The 17,993-nt window shown below is 73.4% G+C and carries 14 protein-coding genes; 4 read left to right on the top strand and 10 right to left on the bottom strand.

Features of this window, described 5'->3' with window-relative positions; genetic code table 11:
• Nucleotides 1–58: 58 nt before the first annotated feature.
• Together EDD34_RS16785 and EDD34_RS16780 are read left to right on the top strand one after the other, a co-directional pair.
• The gene (locus EDD34_RS16785; RefSeq protein ID WP_123815581.1) at nt 59–913 is read left to right on the top strand and encodes a helix-turn-helix transcriptional regulator; all 855 of its coding nucleotides are present in this window, start codon (nt 59–61) and stop codon (nt 911–913) included.
• Between the two features lie 73 nt (nt 914–986).
• Nucleotides 987–1,493: a VOC family protein gene (locus EDD34_RS16780; RefSeq protein ID WP_123815580.1), complete on the top strand. Its 507-nt coding sequence runs from the start codon at nt 987–989 to the stop codon at nt 1,491–1,493.
• Nucleotides 1,494–1,526: 33 nt separating this feature from the next.
• On the opposite strand, the gene EDD34_RS21435 is transcribed toward EDD34_RS16780, so the two are convergent.
• Both EDD34_RS21435 and EDD34_RS21250 read right to left on the bottom strand, forming a co-directional pair.
• Nucleotides 1,527–4,532 carry a helix-turn-helix transcriptional regulator gene (locus EDD34_RS21435; RefSeq protein WP_281277770.1) on the bottom strand — a complete coding sequence of 1,002 codons (3,006 nt, stop codon included), beginning with the start codon at nt 4,530–4,532 and terminating at the stop codon, nt 1,527–1,529.
• A 41-nt stretch (nt 4,533–4,573) separates the two neighbouring features.
• On the bottom strand, nt 4,574–4,795 hold the full coding sequence (locus tag EDD34_RS21250) for a hypothetical protein (protein ID WP_246012531.1): 222 nt from the start codon (nt 4,793–4,795) through the stop codon (nt 4,574–4,576).
• Nucleotides 4,796–5,016: 221 nt separating this feature from the next.
• Between EDD34_RS21250 and EDD34_RS16770 the strand changes: the two genes are divergently transcribed.
• Complete coding sequence (locus EDD34_RS16770; protein ID WP_123815578.1) at nt 5,017–5,838, top strand: exodeoxyribonuclease III; 822 nt, start codon at nt 5,017–5,019, stop codon at nt 5,836–5,838.
• A 36-nt stretch (nt 5,839–5,874) separates the two neighbouring features.
• Here the strand turns inward: EDD34_RS16770 and EDD34_RS16765 are convergent, their stop codons facing one another.
• From EDD34_RS16765 to EDD34_RS16740, 6 genes are all read right to left on the bottom strand, one after another.
• Nucleotides 5,875–6,306 carry a hypothetical protein gene (locus EDD34_RS16765; RefSeq protein ID WP_123815577.1) on the bottom strand — a complete coding sequence of 144 codons (432 nt, stop codon included), beginning with the start codon at nt 6,304–6,306 and terminating at the stop codon, nt 5,875–5,877.
• Between the two features lie 166 nt (nt 6,307–6,472).
• Nucleotides 6,473–7,708 (bottom strand): galactokinase, encoded by a 1,236-nt coding sequence (gene galK, locus EDD34_RS16760; protein WP_123815576.1) that lies wholly within the window; start codon nt 7,706–7,708, stop codon nt 6,473–6,475.
• 10 nt (nt 7,709–7,718) lie between these two features.
• Entirely contained in the window at nt 7,719–9,323 is a 1,605-nt protein-coding gene (locus EDD34_RS16755; protein ID WP_123815575.1) for a GMC family oxidoreductase, read from the bottom strand.
• 11 nt (nt 9,324–9,334) lie between these two features.
• Nucleotides 9,335–10,825: an aldehyde dehydrogenase family protein gene (locus EDD34_RS16750; RefSeq protein ID WP_123815574.1), complete on the bottom strand. Its 1,491-nt coding sequence runs from the start codon at nt 10,823–10,825 to the stop codon at nt 9,335–9,337.
• Nucleotides 10,826–10,837: 12 nt separating this feature from the next.
• Complete coding sequence (betT, locus tag EDD34_RS16745; RefSeq protein WP_123815573.1) at nt 10,838–12,958, bottom strand: choline BCCT transporter BetT; 2,121 nt, start codon at nt 12,956–12,958, stop codon at nt 10,838–10,840.
• A 67-nt stretch (nt 12,959–13,025) separates the two neighbouring features.
• Nucleotides 13,026–14,177 (bottom strand): Mrp/NBP35 family ATP-binding protein, encoded by a 1,152-nt coding sequence (locus tag EDD34_RS16740; protein ID WP_246012530.1) that lies wholly within the window; start codon nt 14,175–14,177, stop codon nt 13,026–13,028.
• Between the two features lie 148 nt (nt 14,178–14,325).
• On the opposite strand from EDD34_RS16740, the gene EDD34_RS16735 reads away from it, so the two are divergent.
• A complete protein-coding gene (locus EDD34_RS16735; RefSeq protein ID WP_123815572.1) occupies nt 14,326–16,314 on the top strand; it encodes a hypothetical protein in 1,989 nt (662 codons plus the stop codon).
• Between the two features lie 112 nt (nt 16,315–16,426).
• Here the strand turns inward: EDD34_RS16735 and EDD34_RS16730 are convergent, their stop codons facing one another.
• On the bottom strand, nt 16,427–17,176 hold the full coding sequence (locus EDD34_RS16730) for an ABC transporter permease (protein ID WP_123815571.1): 750 nt from the start codon (nt 17,174–17,176) through the stop codon (nt 16,427–16,429).
• On the bottom strand, nt 17,173–17,955 hold the full coding sequence (locus EDD34_RS16725) for an ABC transporter ATP-binding protein (RefSeq protein WP_123815570.1): 783 nt from the start codon (nt 17,953–17,955) through the stop codon (nt 17,173–17,175). The genes EDD34_RS16730 and EDD34_RS16725 overlap by 4 nt, the downstream gene beginning before the upstream one ends.
• Nucleotides 17,956–17,993: the final 38 nt, after the last annotated feature.

Below are 17,993 nucleotides of genomic sequence, written 5' to 3'. Positions count from 1 at the left end.
GCGATCGGGGGACCGGCGGTCCCTGGCTGAGGCCGGGCGCGCGGCGCACCATGGACGCATGAACCGACCCGCCCTGGCCGACTTCCTGCGCCGCCGGCGTGAGACGCTGCGTCCGCCCGACGTCGGGCTGGTGCCCGGGCCGCGCCGTCGGACCCCGGGCCTGCGCCGCGAGGAGGTCGCCGCCCTCACCGGGATGTCCGTGGACTACTACGTGCGCCTGGAGCAGCAGCGCGGCCCCCAGCCGTCGGAGCAGATGCTCGCCGCGCTGGCCCGGGCGCTCCGCCTGACCGTGGACGAGCGCGACCACCTGTACCGCCTCGCGGGGCACAACGTGCCTCGCCGCACCCCCGCCGACACCCACGTGGCGCCCGCGCTCCTGCGCGTGCTGGACCGGCTGGAGGACACGCCCGCCCTGATCCTGAACACGCTGAGTGAGGTGCTCGTGGCGAACCGGCTCGCGACCGCGATCTTCGGGGACCGGACGGCGGTGACCGGCTGGGCCCGCAGCGACGTGTACCGGTGGTTCACCGATCCGTCGTCGCGGTACGTGTACCCGCCGCAGGACCACGACCGTCAGGCGCGCAGCCTCGTCTCGGCCCTGCGTGCCGCCCACGGGGCGGCGGGGGAGCGGTCCCGGCCGGGTGAGCTGGTGACGGTTCTCCTGGCGGAGTCCCGGGAGTTCCGTGAGCTGTGGGAGCGGCACGAGGTCGCCCGGCGGTTCGAGGACCACAAGACCCTCGTCCATCCGGAACTCGGCCCGATCGAGGTCGACTGCCAGGCCCTCTTCACCGAGGACCAGTCGCAGGCCCTGCTGGTGCTGACGCCCGCCCCGGGCAGCGAGGCCGAGGAGAAGATCCGCCTGCTGGCCGTGCTCGGGCAGGAGAAGTTCAGCGGCGCGCCCGAACAGCGATGAGTGGCGTCGTCCCGCGTCGTCCTCCCTCATGACGGATCCTCGCAGGGAGGGTCCACCGTCGGAGGAGATCATCATGACCACCGTGCGTTCCCACCTGTGGTTCGGCAACAACCGGGCCCACGAGGCGGCCGAGTACTACGCGGAGCACATCCCCGGCAGCAGCGTCGACCGGGTCGTCACCGCCCCCGAGGGCGTGCCGGGCGTGGAGCCCGGCACGCCGTTCATCGTCGAGTTCACCGTGGGCGGCCAGAAGTACACCGGGCTCAACGCCGGCCCGGAGGTCCACCTGGACGAGGCGTTCTCCTTTTTCGTCGAGGTGGACACCCAGGAGGAGGTGGACAGCCTCTGGGACGTCCTGACCCGCGACGGCGGCGAGACCGGCCCGTGCGGCTGGTGCAAGGACAGGTTCGGGGTCTCGTGGCAGGTGCTGCCGAAGCAGCTCGACGAGCTGTGCGGCGACTTCACGACCGAGGCGAACCTGCGCACCATGAACGCGATGCTCAAGATGGGCAAGATCGAGATCGCGGGCCTGGAGGCCGCGTATGCCGGCGAGGAGGCCGCCACGCCGGCGTCGTCCTGATTCCCGGCGTCGGGCGGCGGGCGATGGGTCCCGTCAGACCTTGAGCAGGCCGCGACGGTGGGCCAGGCTCACCGCCTCCGCCCGACCCGACGCCCCGAGCTTCGCCATGACGTTCGACACGTGCACGCTCACCGTCTTGGTCGAGATGTACAGGCGCTCACCGATCTGCCGGTTCGACAGGCCCTGGGCCACCAGGGTGAGAACCTCCTCCTCGCGTCCGGTGAGGGTCGACGCCGTCGCCCGGCGCACTCCGGGCAGGTCCAGCCGGGCGCGCCTGCCGAGTGCGCGCACCGCCTCGGCGAGCGGCACGGCGCCCATGGCGTTCGCCTCGGCCAGCGCCTCCGCGGCGGCCGCTCCCGCCGCCTCCTTCTCGCCGGCGCCGAGCAGGGCCTCGGCCCACCGGTAGCGCGAGCGCGCCACCTCGTAGCGGTACCCGAAGTCGAACATCTTGACGGTCTCCTGCCAGGCGTCCGCCGCCTCGCGCCACAGCGCGTCCGGTGCGGCGCCGCCGTCCTGCCGTGCCCCGGCGCCTCCGACCACCGCGTGCAGCCGGGCGTTCTCCGCCGCCGCCCGCTGCAGCCAGGCGCTGCCCTCCGGGCCGAGCACGCCGCCGCGCGGACGCCCGCGCCGCGCCGTCGTCCGGGCGAGGTCGAGGAGCGCGTCGCCCCGCTCCAGCCGCTCGGCCGCCGCCCGCTCGCGGGCCGGGCCGGCCTGACCGGCCCGGCCCGACGACCGGTCCACCTCCGCCGCATCGGCCAGGGCGGCGATCCCGAGCGCGGACAGCCAGATCCCGCCGAGGAACAGCTCGTTCCAGACCCCCACGAGGTGCTCGGTGACACGCTCGGCGAGCGCGAGCGCCTCGTCGTGCCGGCCCGCCCACGTGAGGGCGTCGACGAGGCAGCCGCCGCCGATGAGCGCGATCATGCCGTCGTCGTGCCAGTGCTCGAGGAGGGCCTCGCCGTGGGCGATCACGTCGCCGTCCCCGCGGGCGACCGCCGCATACATCGTGGCGGCGTTGAGCACCTGGACCGACGTCGGCGGTACGTCCCCGACCGGTCGCGACGCGAGGTCGCCGCGGAAGTACCGCATGACCTCCTGCAGGATCCGCAGGCTCACCGGGTAGATGCTCCAGGTCAGGCCCAGCTCCTCCGCACGGGCGAGCCCGTGGCTCACCTTCTGCTCGGCGTCGGTGAGGTGGCCCGCGTAGAAGCGGTTGGCCGCCACGTTGTAGAGGCAGCGCATCTCCGTGAGGACGTCCCCGGCCCGGACGGCCGCCCTGCAGGCCTCGTCGAGCAGACGGGCCGCCTTGTCGGCGTCGCCGACGTCGAGCACCGCGAGCGTCGCGAGAGCCTCGGCGAGGGCACCGTGCTCGTTCAGGGCCCGCGCGCCCTCGGCGGCGCGCTCCGCCTGCTCGCGGGCCTCGTCGTCGAGGTCCAGCTCCATCGCGATGCGCGCCAGCAGGGCGTCGCTCCACACCCGGTCCGGGCTGTCGGCCGGCAGGACGTGCAGCGCCTCACGCAGCTCCTGGGCGCTGTCCTCGGGATGCTCACCCCAGTCGGGCAGGTCGAGCTGGCGTCGTACGAGCACGTGCTGGAGCGCGGCGCGGCGGTCCGGATCGCCCGCCAGCTCGTCGATCGCGCGGAGCGTGAGGCGCACCCCCCGCGCAGGGTGCCCGGCCTTCGCCGCGGCCTCGCCCGCGGCGACCGCCACGGCTACCTGGTCCGTGCCGAGCAGCGACTCCGCCTCGGGGACGGACTCCCACAGCGCCAGCACCTGCTCGCGGTGGCGGAGCTCCTCCTCCGGGGCCAGCAGGCCGCGCGCCGCGAGGGCCGCCTCGTGCGAGGCGAGCAGGGCCGCGGGCAGGTCGTGCGCCTCGAAGGCGTGGTGCGCCCGCTCGGCGGCGCCGCCCAGAGGGACCCCGTCGGCGCCCTTCTGGGCCAGCGCGGCGAGGTACGCCCGGTGCATCTCCGAGCGTTCCCCGGGGAGCAGGTCGTTGTAGAGGACCTCGGCCAGCAGCGCGTGCCGGAACTCGAGGTGTCCGCCCGACACCATCAGGACCTGCTGGGCCACCGCCTCCCGAAGCGCGGCGTCGATCCCGGCCGCGGGGTCCCGCTGGGCGGCCGCGGCGCGCAGGAGCTCCTCGCGGACGCGACGGCCCGCCACCGACGCGAGACGCACCGTCTGCTGCGCGTGCGGGTCGAGCTGCTCCAGCCGCGTGCGGAGCACCTCGGTGAGCGTCCAGGGCAGGGCGCCGGGCTCGGGCCCGGCGTCGACCAGTTCCTCCGCGAAGAAGGCGTTGCCCTCGGAGCGGTCCAGCACGCCGGCGAACTCGCCCGCGCTCAGCGGGGCGCCCGCCAGCGCGGTGGTGAACTCGCGCAGCTCCGCCTCGTCGAACGGGTGGAGGTCGATCCGCTCCACGTGCTCCAGCCGGGACAGCTCGGCGAGCAGGGGGCGCAGCGGATGGCGGCGGTCGACGTCGTCGGACCGGTAGGTCACCACGACGAGGAGGTTCTCCGTGCGCGCGCGGGCGGCGAGGAACCGCAGCACGTCTCGGGTGGAGGCGTCGGCCCAGTGCACGTCCTCGACGACCAGCACGAGCGGCCGGCCCGGCTCGCCGGCCTCGCCGAGGCTGCGTGCGATGCCCTCGAAGAGCTGGAGGCGTTCGTCGTGGTCGGCGCCACCGCCCCCGCCGGGCTCCAGCAGGCGCCACAGCGCGGGCCGTTCGGCCACGAGGCCGGCGACCCGCGCCGCCGCCTCCGGCCCGGCGGCACCGGCCTGGAGCTGGGCCAGCGCATCGGTGAACGGGAGGTACGGGATGCCGACCTGCCCCAGGTCCACGCAGTGCACGACGACGGCGCTCGCGCCGGCCTGCTCCGCGGCCTGGGCGACGTGGCTGATCAGCCGGGTCTTGCCCACTCCGGCGTCGCCGCCGACGAGCGCGAGTCCCGGCCGCCCGGCCGAGGCACGCTCGACCGCCCGCAGGAGGGATCCGACCTGCGCCTGCCGGGACACCAAGGGAATGGTCGTGGAACGCCGCACCTGGACATCGTGCCACCGACCACTGACATTCCCGGCCCCGGTCACGCGAACAGGCCGCGGTGCGCCGGCGCCGGTCGCATGCCCCGCACACCCCGCCCGATCTCCGCCGCCCGCTTCCCGGCCGGCTTGCGCGCCGTCCGCCGCTCGGTGTCCTTCGCCGCGTCCTTCGACCTGTCCTTCCGCGGCCGGCCGCCCCATGCCTGGCGCAGCCGCTCGCCCCGGTACTCCACTTCCGCGTCGAGCGCGGGTCCCCACAGCGACATGATTCCTCCGGTGATCCCGTCCGGCGGGCCCTGTTGCCCGTCCGGTGCGATACCGAGAACATTCGCCGTGAGGCACCGGCCGGCGGATCGGCCGACCGGGCAGTCCTGCCCGTGCCGGCCACCTCAGACGGCACGCCGGGCCACCTCAGATCCGGCTCTGAGGTACCTCAGTCCCGCCGTCCGGCCCTGCCGCACCGGGCCGGCGACGTAGAGTTGCCCGCGTGCCTGAGCTGACCGTCGCCACCGCCAACGTCAACGGGATCCGCGCCGCCTTCCGCCGCGGGATGGACACGTGGATCGCCGCCCGGAAGCCCGACGTCCTGCTCCTGCAGGAGGTCCGGGCGCCCCAGGCCGTCGTCGACGAGTACCTCGAAGGCTGGCACGTGGCGCACCTCGGCAGCGCGATCAAGGGCAGGGCCGGCGTCCTCGTCGCCTCCCGCCACCCCGTTCTGGACGTCCGGCGCGGCCTGCCGTCGCCCGGCGACGGCGAGGAGGCCGACGTGCACACCGGCCGCTGGGTCGAGGCCGACATCGCGCTGCCCGACGACGCCGGCACGCTCACCGCCGTCTCGACCTACCAGCACTCCGGGTCCACCAAGCCCGGCGAGGAGGCGACGATGGAGGCCAAGTACGCCTACCTGGAGCGGACCACGGCCCGCCTCGCCGAGCTCGCCGTCTCCCCGGTCCCCGCCGTCGTCGCCGGCGACGTCAACATCGCCCACACCCGCGCCGACATCAAGAACTGGAAGGGCAACCTGAACAGCGCCGGCTTCCTCCCCGCCGAGCGAGCCCACCTCGACCGCTGGGCCGAGCTCGGCTGGACCGACCTGGGGCGCGCGCACGGCGGCGACGGGCCCGGCCCCTACACGTGGTGGTCGTGGCGCGGCAAGGCGTTCGACAACGACGCCGGATGGCGCATCGACTACCAGTACGCCAACCCGGCCCTCGCACCGGCCTGCCGGAAGGTCGAGGTCGACCGCGCGCCGTCGTACGCGGAACGCTGGAGCGACCACGCGGCGGTCGTCGCGGTCTACGAGGTCTGACGGCGGAGCAGGCCGCGGAGCCCTCAGCGCGCCGGGCTAGCGCCGGACGGCGTCCTGGACGGCGTTGTTGAACGCCGGGAGCGACGCGCGATGCCACGACGTGGCCGGGATGCCCGGCTCCTGGTCGGTGACCATGACCGACTTCGAGTCCTCGAGCGTCGCGGTCACGTCACCGCCGTCCGGGCCGATACCCCGGAAGGTCGCCGTGCCGTCCTCGTTCGCCTCGCCCGTGAACTCCGTCGTGTCGTTGGTCGTCCTGGTGCCCTGGACGGTCACGAGCCGGCGCTCGCCGACGACCTGACCGTTCGACGAGATGGTGCCCGCGAGCAGGCCGAACCGTGTCGCGTCGCCGTCGGCCCCCGTGATCTCCACCATGTACGAGAACTCGTCGCCCGCGGCGAATCCGTCGCTCGCGCCCTCCCCGCCGACCCCGCACCCCGCCAGGAGGGCGGCGACGAGCAGGGCCACGACCGGGCCGATGACGGCGGGTCCACGTGTGTTCTCTTCGGCCGGTGCGCTCCGTGGCACTGGTTCCGTCCCCTCGTGTCGTGCACCGAGGTGCACTCGCGGTGCCCCCGCGACACCGCGAGCCCAACCTAGCGGACTCGTGCGAGACGTCGAAAGCGCGCGGAGGTCACACGGCGCCGGCGCCCGCCGACGGGGGCGCCTGCAGGAAGCCCGGGGCGGTCCACCCGGCGTCCGTGAAGGCCCTGTTCACGGCGGCGGCCACCCGCTCGACGTCGTCCCGCGGGACCAGCGCGATCGCCGAACCGCCGAAGCCGCCCCCGGTCATGCGGGCGCCCACGGCGCCCGCCGCCATCGCCGTGTCGACCACCAGGTCGAGCTCGCGGCAGGACACCTCGTAGTCGTCGCGGAGCGAGGCGTGCGACGCCGTCATGAGCGGGCCCACCTCCGCGACCAGGCCGCGTGACACGAGCTCCACGAACCGGGCCGTGCGGTCGGTCTCCGTCACGACATGGCGGACGCGGCGGGTGAGCACCCCGTCCTCGTCGTGCGGGGCGAGAGCGGCCAGCGCGGCCTCCAGCCCGTCCGGCGTGATCGCGCGCAGGTTCTCCACCCCCAGCAGTTCGGCGGCCTTCTCGCAGGCGGCGCGCCGGGCCCCGTACTGGCCGTCGACCAGGGCGTGCGGGGCGCGCGTGTCGACGACCAGCAGCTCCAGCCCGGCCGCGGCCGGATCGAACGGGACTCCGCGGCCCGACTCGACGGCGGGGAGTCCCGGCCGGAAGTCCAGCAGCAGGGCACGCCCCTCGGCGCAGCGCAGTGAGGCGGACTGGTCGAGGCCCCCGGTGGGCGCCCCGGCGATCTCGTTCTCGGCGCGGCGGCAGGCCTCGACCAGCTCGGCCCGGCCCGCGTCGTCCTTGGCGAGCCCCAGCGTGTCCACGTCGTCGATCGCCACGGCGAACGCGCACTCCAGCGACGCCGACGAGCTGAGCCCCGCGCCGAACGGCACGCAGGAGTCGACGGCGGCGTCGAACCCCCGCACCGTGTGCCCGGCCTCGGAGAGTGCCCAGGCCACGCCCGCGACGTAGGAGCCCCAGCCGCTGACCGACCCCGGGGCGACGTCCGCGAGCTTCGCCTCCCAGGGCTCGTCCGGCGCCTGCGCGGAGACGAGCCGGACGACGCCGTCCTCCCGCGCCCGCAGTGCCACGTACGTGCGGTGGGGCAGGGCGGTGGGGAGGCAGAGCCCCGCGTTGTAGTCGGTGTGCTCGCCGATCAGGTTGACCCGTCCCGGGGCGAACCAGACGCCGTCGGGCTCGTCGCCGTCGAAGGCGCGGGAGAACACGGTGCGGACACGTCGGGCGCCCCCGGTGGGCGTCCAGGACTCGAGCCACTGCGGCGTGGAAGGCATGGGCCCGATCCTATTTCGCGACGGCGCGCGGCCGGGCGGCGTCTCGCTGGATGAAGTCGGCGCAGCGCTCGCCGATCATCATCACGGTGATGTTCGGGTTGACCGTGGTGATCTCCGGCATCACGGACGCGTCCGCGACCCGCAGCCCGGTGACGCCCTTGACCCGCAGCCGGGGGTCCAGCGGCGAGGAGTCGTCGTTCTCGGCGCCCATCCGGACCGACCCCGTGGGGTGGTAGACCGTGTTGTGGGTGCGGCAGAGGTAGTCGGCGATCTCCTCGTCCGTCCGCACGTCCGGGCCGGGGAACAGCTCCCGCCCGGCCCACTCCGCCATCGCCGGCTGCGCCACGATGGTACGGGCCAGCCTGACGCCCTCGACCATGACCCGCAGGTCGTTCTCGTCGGTGAAGTAGCGCGGGTCCACCTTCGGCTTGTCGCGGAAGTCCCGGGACCGCAGCCGCACCGTGCCCCGCGACCGCGCGTGCGTCACGTTGGGCGTGAGGCAGAACACGTTCTCCGCGCTCGGGTAGCCCTGGCGCACGGTGTGCATGTCGAACGGGACGGAGCCGTAGTGCATCATCAGGTCGGGTACCGCGTCGCCGCGCGCCTCGGCCTCGGGGGTCCGCGCGAAGATCCCGATCTCCCACCATTGGGTGGACTCGGTCACCATCGGCCGCTTCGCCTCCCAGGAGATCACGCCCTCCGGGTGGTCCTGCGTGTGGGAGCCGACACCCGGGGAGTCCACCAGCACCTCGACGCCGACCTCGCGCAGGTGCTCGGCCGGGCCGATGCCCGACAGCAGGAGCAGCTTGGGGGAGTCGATGGCGCCCGCCGAGAGCACGACCTCGCGGCGGGCCGCGATGCGCACCGTGTGGATCAGGTCCGGATCCTGCACCTCGACGCCGGTCGCGCGGGGCGTGCCGGTACCGGGGGAGCCCGGGGCGTCGAACACGATCCGCTTCACCCAGTGCTCCGTGAGGATCGTCAGGTTCTCCCGGTCCAGCACGGGGTGCAGGTAGGAGACCGACGACGACGAGCGCACGCCGTCCTCCCGGGCGTTGATCTGGAAGAAGTTCGCGCCCTCCACGACGGTCGTCCCGTCGTTGAACCGCACGCGCGGGATGCCGGCCTGCTCGCAGGCGTCGAGCAGGGCGACGCCGCACGGGTCCGCGGCGGGCACCTGGCGCAGCCGCACCGGTCCGTCGTGGCCGTGGTGCTCGCCGGGCTGGTCGTTGTTCTCCAGCTTGCGCACGAACGGGAGCGTCTCCGACGCCTCCCACCCGGTGGCGCCGAGCTCGGCCCAGCGGTCGAGATCCTCGGCCGGCGGGTGGAACGCGATGCAGGAGTTGTGCGACGAGCAGCCGCCGAGCACGCGGGCGCGCGCCTGCCGCATGAAGGAGTTGCCCCTCTCCTGCGGCTCGATGAGGTAGTCCCAGTCGTACCCCGACTCGAGCAGATGCATCCAGCGGTCGAGCCGCAGGACCGCGTCGTCGTCCACGTCGGAGGGGCCGGCCTCGAGCAGGGCGACCGTGACGCCGGGATCCTCCGACAGGCGGGCCGCGACGGCGGCCCCGGCCGAACCGCCGCCGACCACGACGTAGTCGAACTCCAGGGACATGCTTTCTCCCCTCACCGCTGGGCGAACCAGCCGGTCACGGCCGGGCGCAGGTTCTGGTAGACGTGCTTGGCCTCCTGGTACTCGCCCAGGCCCGTGGGCCCGAGCTCGCGGCCGAACCCGGACTGCTTGAACCCGCCCCACTCCGCCTGCGGCAGGTAGGGGTGGTAGTCGTTGATCCAGATCGTGCCGTGCCGCAGCCGGTTCGCGACGCGCTGCGCCCGGCCCGCGTCGGCGGTCCAGACGGCCCCGGCCAGGCCGTAGTGCGTGTCGTTCGCGATCTCGACGGCCTCGTCCTCGGTGCGGAACGTCTCGACGGTGACCACCGGCCCGAACGCCTCCTCGGTGACGGCCGCGGAGCCGCGCGCCACGCCGTCGAGCACCGTGGGCAGGTAGTAGAAGCCCCGCGCCAGCTCGCCCTCGCCCCACCTGCCGCCGCAGCGCAGCACGGCGCCGTCGGCCACGGCCTGGTCGACGTACGCGGTGACCTTGTCGCGGTGCGCGGCGGAGATCAGCGGGCCGGTCTCCGCGTCCGGGTCGTCGGGGCCCCCGAGCCGGATCGACCCGGCGCGGCGCACGAACTCGTCCACGAAGCGGTCGTGGAGCGACTCCTCGACGATCAGGCGGGCGCCCGCCGAGCAGACCTGGCCCGAGTGGACGAAGGCCGCGTTGAGCGCGTTGTCGACGCACGCGGCGAAGCTCTCGTCGGTTGCCGCGGCGTCGGCGAACACCACGTTCGGGTTCTTCCCGCCGAGTTCCAGCGCCACCTTCTTCACCGTGGCCGCCGCGTTCGCGGCGATGAGACGTCCGGTGACCAACCCGCCGGTGAACGACACCAGGTCGATGTCCGGATGGGTGCTCAGCGGTCCGCCCGCCGTCGGGCCGGCGCCCGTGACGAGGTTGGCCACGCCGGCCGGAACGCCGGCGGCGGACAGCACCTCCATGAGGAGCATCGCGGTGTGCGGGGTGAGCTCGCTGGGCTTGAGCACGAACGTGTTGCCCGCGGCCAGCGCCGGCGCCACCTTCCACACGGCCTGCAGCAGCGGGTAGTTCCACGGGGAGATCAGCCCGCAGACGCCCACCGGCTCGTACTGGACGCGGCTGACCACGTCGTGGCTGCCCGCGTCGACCAGGCGCCCGGCGTCGAGGCCGGCGAGCTTGCCGAAGTAGCGGAAGCAGGCGATGCAGTCGTCCATGTCGATCTCGGACTCGACCCTCCGCTTGCCGGTGTCCCGCGACTCCGCGCGAGCGAACTCCGCCTTGCGTTCCGTGAGCGCGTCCGCGACCCGTAACAGCAGGTCACCGCGCTCCGGCGCGGTGGTGGCGCGCCACGGGCCGGCGTCGAACGCGCGCCGTGCGGCGGCGATCGCACGCTCGGTGTCGGCGGCGGACGCCTCCGACACCGCGCCCACGGCTCCGCCGTCGGCGGGGCACCAGATGTCGCGGGTGGCGCCGTCGGCAGCGGCCTGCCACGTGCCGTCGATGTACAGGGACGATGCGCTCATGGATGGTGCCTCTCAGGACGCGCCGGACAGGTCGTCGGGCGCGAGGACGGGCTCGGTTCCGGCGTCCGCCCCGGCCCGCTGGACGGACTGCAGGTAGATGAGGTGCCGCTCGTACTGGTCGAGCACGTCGGCGATGAGCTGCTCCTTGGTGTAGCCGGTGACGTCGTACCCCTGGGAGCCCTCGGCGAGGTACACCTCGATGCGCACGTAGTAGTCCTCACCCACCGGGCGGCCCGAGGCGAACACGGGGGTGGGCGCCTCGACGGGGCACAGGCGGTAGGTGAACGGCTCGTCGTCGCCGTGCTCGACGGTGAGCGTGAGGCACGGGACGTCCGCGACGGACGCGGCCTCGGTGACCGCGGCGGTGGCGTCCTGCCGCGTCAGCTCGGCGGTCACCTCCGTCAGGGCGGGCCGGCACACGTTCTGGACGAAGCGGCGCGACTGCTGCCGGCTCGGGAAGCTCAGCATGCGCTGGAGCCGGAGCTTCCAGGAATGGCCGGCGACCCCGTCGGTGTGCGTGCGTTCCGACAGGCTCGCGGGCAGCGAGGTGCGCAGCGTGTCGGTCTTGTGGCCCTCGGTGCGCAGCACCTTGTACAGCCCCAGCATCACGGCGACCATGACGAACGAGAACGGCAGGCCCATGATGATGGTCCCCGACTGCAGGGTGCTGATGCCGCCCGCCAGCAGCATCCCCATCGTGAGCAGGCCGGTCGCGGCGGCCCAGAAGATCCGGAGCCACGCGGGGCCGTCGTCGCCCGCACGGTGCAGGCGCGACGTGAAGTTGGACAGCACGAGCGCGCCCGAGTCCGCGGACGTGACGTAGAACAGCAGGCCGGTGACCACGGCGACGCCGATCGTGAACGGGGCGGCCGGGAACCGCTCCAGCAGGGCGTAGATGCCGCTGGCCGGGTCGTCGACGGCGTTCGTGCCGAACTCCGCACCCGCGGCGCCGCCGTTCATCATGAGGTCGAGCGCGCTGTTGCCGAATACCGACACCCACAGCAGCACGAACACGAACGGGATGGTCAGCGTGCCGATCACGAACTGGCGGATGGTCCGGCCACGTGAGATGCGCGCCAGGAACAGGCCCACGAACGGCGCCCAGGCCACCCACCAGGCCCAGAAGAACAGCGTCCACCAGCCCATCCACTCGGTCGGGGCCTCGAACGCGTAGGTGTCCAGCGTCATGCCCGGCAGGCGCGAGACGTAGTCGCCGAGGTTCATCACCAGGCCGTTGAGCAGGAACGACGTCTTGCCGGCGAACAGGATCCACACGATCAGCAGCATCGCCAGCACCACGGTCAGCTCGGACAGGCGCCGCAGCCCGCGCGCCACGCCGGAGACCACGGACAACGTCGCGACGACGACCGCCAGGACCAGCAGCCCGAGCTGCGCGGGTGTGCCCTCCGGGACACCCCACAGCTCGAACAGACCCCGGTTGAGCATCTCCACGCCGATGCCGAGCGTGGTGGCCAGGCCGAAGATCGTGCCGATCACGGCCGCGACGTCGACGGCATCGCCCAGCCTGCCCCACACCCGGTCACCGAACAGCGGGTGCAGGACCGACCGGATGCTCAGCGGCATGTTCCGCCGGTAGGCGAAGTAGGCGAGTGCCATGCCCATCAGCGCGTACATGCCCCAGCCGATGATCCCGTAGTGGAACAGCGTCCACACCACGGCCTGGCGGGCGGCCTCGACGCCCTCACCGGTCCCGGCGGGCGGGAAGTAGTACTGCGAGGCGGGCTCGGCCACCGAGTAGAACATCAGGTCGGTGCCGATACCGGCGGCGAACAGCATCGCCGCCCACGTGAAGAGGTTGAACTGCGGCTTCGACTGCTCCGGCCCCAGGCGGATCCTCCCCATCCGGGAGACGCCCACCAGGACGACGAACACCAGGAAGACGGCCGCGACCAGGAAGTAGTACCAGCCGAAACCCTCGGAGATCCAGCCGACGACGACGCCGATCGACTCCTCCGCCCGCGCCGGGGCGACGATCGCCCACAACGCCACGGCGAGGATGATCGCGGCCGACCCGAGGAAGACCGTCCGGTTCACCACCCCGCGCCGGACTCTCGGTGACGTGCTCGCGGACGGTCGGTCGGTGGACACGGCAGGGCCGGCGGGGGTGCTCATGATTCCTCAGGGGTGCGGGGACGGATGAACGGTGCGCCAGTGTAGAGGGTGCCCCGGCGCCCGCAGGTTACGCCGGAGTGACTCCGAGCTGCATTCCCGCCAGCCCGCGCTTGCGCGAGGCGAGCCCGCGCGCAACCTCGCGCAGCACGGCGGCGCCCGGAGAACCCGGGTCCGACAGCGCCACCGGCGTCCCCGAGTCCCCGCCCTCCCGGACCGCGACGTCCAGCGGAACCTGCCCGAGCAGCGGCACCTCCGTGCCGAGCACCTCGCCGAGCCGCGCCGAGACCTGCGCGCCGCCGCCCTCCCCGAACAGGTGCAGCCGCGACCCGTCGGGCTGCGTGAGCCACGACATGTTCTCCACCACGCCGACCACGCTCTGCGACGTCTGCGTCGCCACCGACCCGGCCCGCTCGGCCACCTCCGCCGCCGCGGCCTGCGGCGTCGTCACCACCAGGACCTCCGAACGCGGCAGCAGCTGCGCCACCGAGATCGCGATGTCACCCGTTCCCGGCGGCAGGTCCAGCAGCAGCACGTCCAGATCGCCCCAGTAGACGTCCGACAGGAACTGTTCCAGCGCCCGGTGCAGCATCGGCCCCCGCCAGACGACCGGCTGCCCCTCCGGCACGAACATGCCGATGGACACGACCTTCACCCCGTGCGCCACCGGTGGCAGCAGCATGTTGTCCACGCGCGTCGGCTGCCGGTCCACCCCGAGCATCCGCGGGATCGAGAACCCGTAGATGTCCGCGTCGACCACCCCCACGTTCAGGCCGTCCGCCGCCATCGCCACGGCCAGGTTCGCCGTCACCGACGACTTGCCGACCCCGCCCTTGCCCGACGCGACCGCGTACACCTTCGTCAGCGACCCCGGCTGCGCGAACGGGATCACCGGCTCGCCCGTGCCCCCGCGTAGCCTGGTCCGCAGGGCCGCGCGCTGGTCGGGCGTCATCACCCCCAGCTCCACGTCCACCGAGGCCACGCCCGCGACGGCGCTCGCGGCCGCGGTCACGTCCTTGACCAGGGTCGACTTCATGGGACACCCGGCGACGGTGAGGTCGATGCCGACGGTGACGTGCGCGCCGGTCGCTCCGTCGCCCGCCGCGGAGACGGAGCGCACCATGTCCAGTTCCGTGATGGGCCGGCGGATCTCGGGGTCGAGGACGCGCGTGAGCGCCTCGCGGACGTCGGTCTCGATGGTCGTGGGGCTGGTCGGAGTCACCCTTCGATCGTAGAGGTCGTCCGGAGGGGCGGTCCGCCGCCGCGATTCCCGCCGTATCACGACACGACACCTTGCGGATCTGGCGTGCGTCAGGCAAATACTCAGTAACGACCGATAGGGTGAAGAAACGCGGACAGGGAGGTGCGGCATGGCGAACGGGGCGGTGAACATCTCGGTGCCCACCGGCCTGCACAAGGTCGCCGACGAGGACGAGGCCCGCGAGTTCGCTCGCTTCCTCCAGGTCCCGAACCGCGCCTGGCCCGTGGTGGTCATCTCCACGCCCGCCGGACGCCCCACCCCGTACGTCGACCCGCAGCGCGTGCTCGACGACGTCGCCGGGCTCGCCGAGGTCGTCGTCATCCCGACCGGCGACGTGTCCTGGGCCTTCTCGCGCGGCATGCCCGAGTACACGCAGGTGTACGGCGGCGCGTCCCGCGTCTATCCCACCGGGCTCGACTGGATCCACGACCTGCGGCGTTCCCCGCTGCATTTCGCCTACTCCATGGCCGACGGCCCGAAGGTGCGCGACCGTCTCGTCAGCGACGCGCTGTCGGCGGCGGTGCGGGCCGGCCTGGCCGGTGCCACCGAGGCCGGCGCGGGCGGGCCGGGCGCGGGCGCCGCCGAGGTGCGCGGGACGGTGCAGGGCGTGCTCGGTTCCCGTGCCCTGATCGAGCTGGACGACGGCGGCCAGGCGTCCATCGCGGAGGAGCTCACCGTTCCCGGCGTGCCGTTGCAGAGGATCTTCCGGCGTGGCATGAAGGTCCGGGGGCGGCATGACGCCGGCCGGGGCACCCTCGACGCGCGGACCATGCTGCCCGACGACGCGACCCAGCGCCAAGCCGTCAAGGAAGCCTATGGAGTGGGTAAAGTCGTGGTCGGAAAGGTGGAGTCCGTGACGAAGGCCGCCGTGACGATCGCGGTCGTGCCCGCCGTCCATGTCCGGGTGCCGCGTGAGCGGGTGACGGGCAATGCGCTCGACGCGCTCGACGACCTCTTCACCCCCGGCGAGGTGGTGCTCGCCCGCGTCACGCAGGCGCCCGGCGACGCCATCATGTTGCGACTCGACGACGTCGACGAGTCCGACGAGCCCGTGCCCGCCCTGTCGCTGCTGGACGGCGGGCCACCGTGGCTGATCCCGCCGGACCCGTCCCTCCAGGAGCCGGAGACGGGCAGCGGGCCGATCCGGATCCCGACTCCCGCGGAGGTCGTGAACGGCCGGAGCGGGGCGGGGGCTGCCCCGCCGGAGCCCGGTCGTCCGGACGGTGCGTTCCCGGCCGGGGACGCCGCGGGCCACCCGTCCGGCGAGGCCGCGGGTTCCGGCGGGACGCGGCGGCGGCCCACGCCCGGGGACATCGCCGCGCGGATCGCGGGAGACGCCGCGGCCCCGCTGCCCGCCCCGCCGGAGGCCGGCCGGCAGGGTCGCGCACCGAGGCCCGGCGGGTCGGCGGTGGCGAGCAAGGGAGCCGTCCGGGACCTCAGTCTCGCGCTCGACGCAGAGAAGGCGCAGGTCAAGCGGCTGGAGAACGACCTGATCGACATCAAGGTCGAGAAGCGCCGCGCCGAGGTGGAGCTGGACGAGCTGCGCCAGTACGTGGCCGATCTGCGCGACCAGGTGGATCGCCGCGACCACCAGCTCGAACGGTCGCGAGCACAGCTGCGGGCAGAGAAGTCGAAGTCGGCGGCGTACCGGCGGGAACTCGGCCGGGACGTCGAGGTCACGACGGAGCGCTACTTCACCGACCCGGCCGAGCAGTTCCGGTTCGAGGTCACGCAGACGTGGGTGCAGATCGTCCCGGCGGGGGAGAAGGAGCGCTGGCCGCTGGAGGAGTACGTGCTGGGGTCGCGGTTCCTCGAGTCGCTGGAGACCGTCGAGGGGATCTCGCGGGACAAGGTGCTGCGGACGGTCGTGCACGTGGTGACGGGGCGGGCCCCGGAGATGAACGGGCTCCAGGTGCACCCGCTGCGTTCAGGGCTCGGCGGTGACGACCCCCAGCGTGTCCGGGACGACGGCGCCACGTGCTGGCGCGTGTCGCTGCAGGTGAACACGCCGTCGGCCCGCCGGATGCACTACTGGCGCCTCCCCGGCGGCGCCTACGAGCTGTCCCGCGTGGTGCTTCACGACGACATGGAGCCGTAGCGGGCGTGTGGCCGGCAGCGCGGCGCGCCGCACCACGGCCGCCGTCGTGCACGGCCCGGCAGGCTCGGCCGTTCGTGGTCGAGCCTGCCGGCCGTGCCGACGGGCCGGGTGCTCAGGCCGACTTGATCTCCGAGCGAGCGACCCGGATCAGGCCCAGGACGAGCGGAACCAGGATCCAGATCGTCGACGACGTCGCCACCTGGGCCCACTGCTCGCCCGTCAGCGCCCCGGCGTCGAACAGGAGGGGATCCGCCGCCGTGGTCAGGTCGATCCACGGCATCGCGTCCCGCATGGCCCCGACGAGGGACCCCACCAGCGTGAACGCCGTCGGCAGGGCGAAGAACGCCACGATCGCGCCCGCCGTGTTCTGGATGAGGGCGCCGAACGCGACGCCCTGTGCCATGTAGAGGACGGTGAGGAGCAGACCGCCCGTCAGCGCGCCCGTGGGGATCGCCCACGCCGTCGTCGCGTCCGTGAAGGTGACCACGGCCAGGTGGAAGGCGGCGGCCAGGACGACCGCCACCACGAAGAACGCGATCCCGGAGCCGAGGGCGGCGACGAGCTTCGCCAGCCCGACGCGGGTGCGCCGTGGTTCGAGCGTGAACGTGATCAGGCCGGTGCGCTGGGACCACTCCGACGTGGCGGCGAGGATCCCGACGATGGGCAGCAGCAGGGCCATCGGGGTGGAGGTGCCGAAGTAGAGCGCCTCGAAGCTGGTGGCGCCGTCCCCGATGAACGCCATGACCGCCAGCACCGCGGCGGTGATCAGGGCGATTGAGACCAGCAGCCAGAGGCCGGCGCGCGTGTCGAGCTGCTTGCGCCACTCGACCAGCGTCAGGCGGGTGAAGGGGATGGCGGTCATCGAGCGTTCTCCCTGGTCGATTCGGGGGTGGCGGGGGCGGAGGCGTCCGGTGTGCCGGCGGCCGGCCCGTCGCGCGAGACGTCGGCGGTCAGCTCGAGGAACAGATCCTCGAGGCTCCGCTGGGAACGGGACAGCAGAAGCTCGGTGGAACCCTGGGCGACGATGCGCCCGTTGCCGATCACGACGATCTCGTCGGCCACACGCTCCACCTCGTGCAGCAGGTGGGAGGACAGCAGGACCGTCCCGCCGGACCGGGCGAAGTCGCGCAGCAGGTCACGCATCCAGCGGATGCCGGCCGGGTCGAGGCCGTTCGCCGGCTCGTCGAGGATGAGCACCTCCGGGTCGCCGAGCAGCGCGTTCGCGATGCCGAGCCGCTGACGCATGCCCAGCGAGTAGCCCTTGACGCGGCGGTCGGCCTCCTTGGCCGTGAGCCCCACGAGGTCCAGGACCTCGCTCACGCGGCGGCGTCCGACGCCCATGAGCATCGCCGAGAGCGTGAGCGCCTCACGACCGGTGCGGCCGGCGTGCTGCGCGGCGGCGTCGAGCAGCACGCCCACGCGGCGGCCCGGGTTGGCCAGCTCGCGGAACGGGGCACCGAGCACGTGCGCGGTGCCGGAGGTGGCGGGGGTGAGGCCGCACAGCATGCGCATGGTGGTCGACTTCCCGGCGCCGTTGGGCCCGAGGAAACCCGTCACGAGCCCCGGCCGGGCCTCGAAGGTCACGTTGCCGACGGCGGTGAAGTCGCCGTATCTCCTGGTGAGGTGGTCTGCGGTGATCATGGCTCCACGTTCTCCCGCCGGTCCTCGCGGGCACATCG

Origin of the sequence: Myceligenerans xiligouense (assembly GCF_003814695.1) — a bacterium.
Lineage (GTDB): Bacteria > Actinomycetota > Actinomycetes > Actinomycetales > Cellulomonadaceae > Myceligenerans > Myceligenerans xiligouense.
Note: the sequence above shows the minus strand (reverse complement) of the source record. Positions and strands in the feature narration are given on the sequence as shown.

What these genes read in the sequence shown, in the direction of transcription:
- EDD34_RS16785 (WP_123815581.1), top strand. Translation starts at nt 59, where the DNA reads ATGAACCGACCCGCCCTGGCCGACTTCCTGCGCCGCCGGCGTGAGACG.
- EDD34_RS16780 (WP_123815580.1), top strand. Translation starts at nt 987, where the DNA reads ATGACCACCGTGCGTTCCCACCTGTGGTTCGGCAACAACCGGGCCCAC.
- EDD34_RS21250 (WP_246012531.1), bottom strand. Translation starts at nt 4,795, where the DNA reads ATGTCGCTGTGGGGACCCGCGCTCGACGCGGAAGTGGAGTACCGGGGC.
- galK (WP_123815576.1), bottom strand. Translation starts at nt 7,708, where the DNA reads ATGCCTTCCACGCCGCAGTGGCTCGAGTCCTGGACGCCCACCGGGGGC.
- EDD34_RS16755 (WP_123815575.1), bottom strand. Translation starts at nt 9,323, where the DNA reads ATGTCCCTGGAGTTCGACTACGTCGTGGTCGGCGGCGGTTCGGCCGGG.
- EDD34_RS16750 (WP_123815574.1), bottom strand. Translation starts at nt 10,825, where the DNA reads ATGAGCGCATCGTCCCTGTACATCGACGGCACGTGGCAGGCCGCTGCC.
- betT (WP_123815573.1), bottom strand. Translation starts at nt 12,958, where the DNA reads ATGAGCACCCCCGCCGGCCCTGCCGTGTCCACCGACCGACCGTCCGCG.
- EDD34_RS16735 (WP_123815572.1), top strand. Translation starts at nt 14,326, where the DNA reads ATGGCGAACGGGGCGGTGAACATCTCGGTGCCCACCGGCCTGCACAAG.
- EDD34_RS16730 (WP_123815571.1), bottom strand. Translation starts at nt 17,176, where the DNA reads ATGACCGCCATCCCCTTCACCCGCCTGACGCTGGTCGAGTGGCGCAAG.
- EDD34_RS16725 (WP_123815570.1), bottom strand. Translation starts at nt 17,955, where the DNA reads ATGATCACCGCAGACCACCTCACCAGGAGATACGGCGACTTCACCGCC.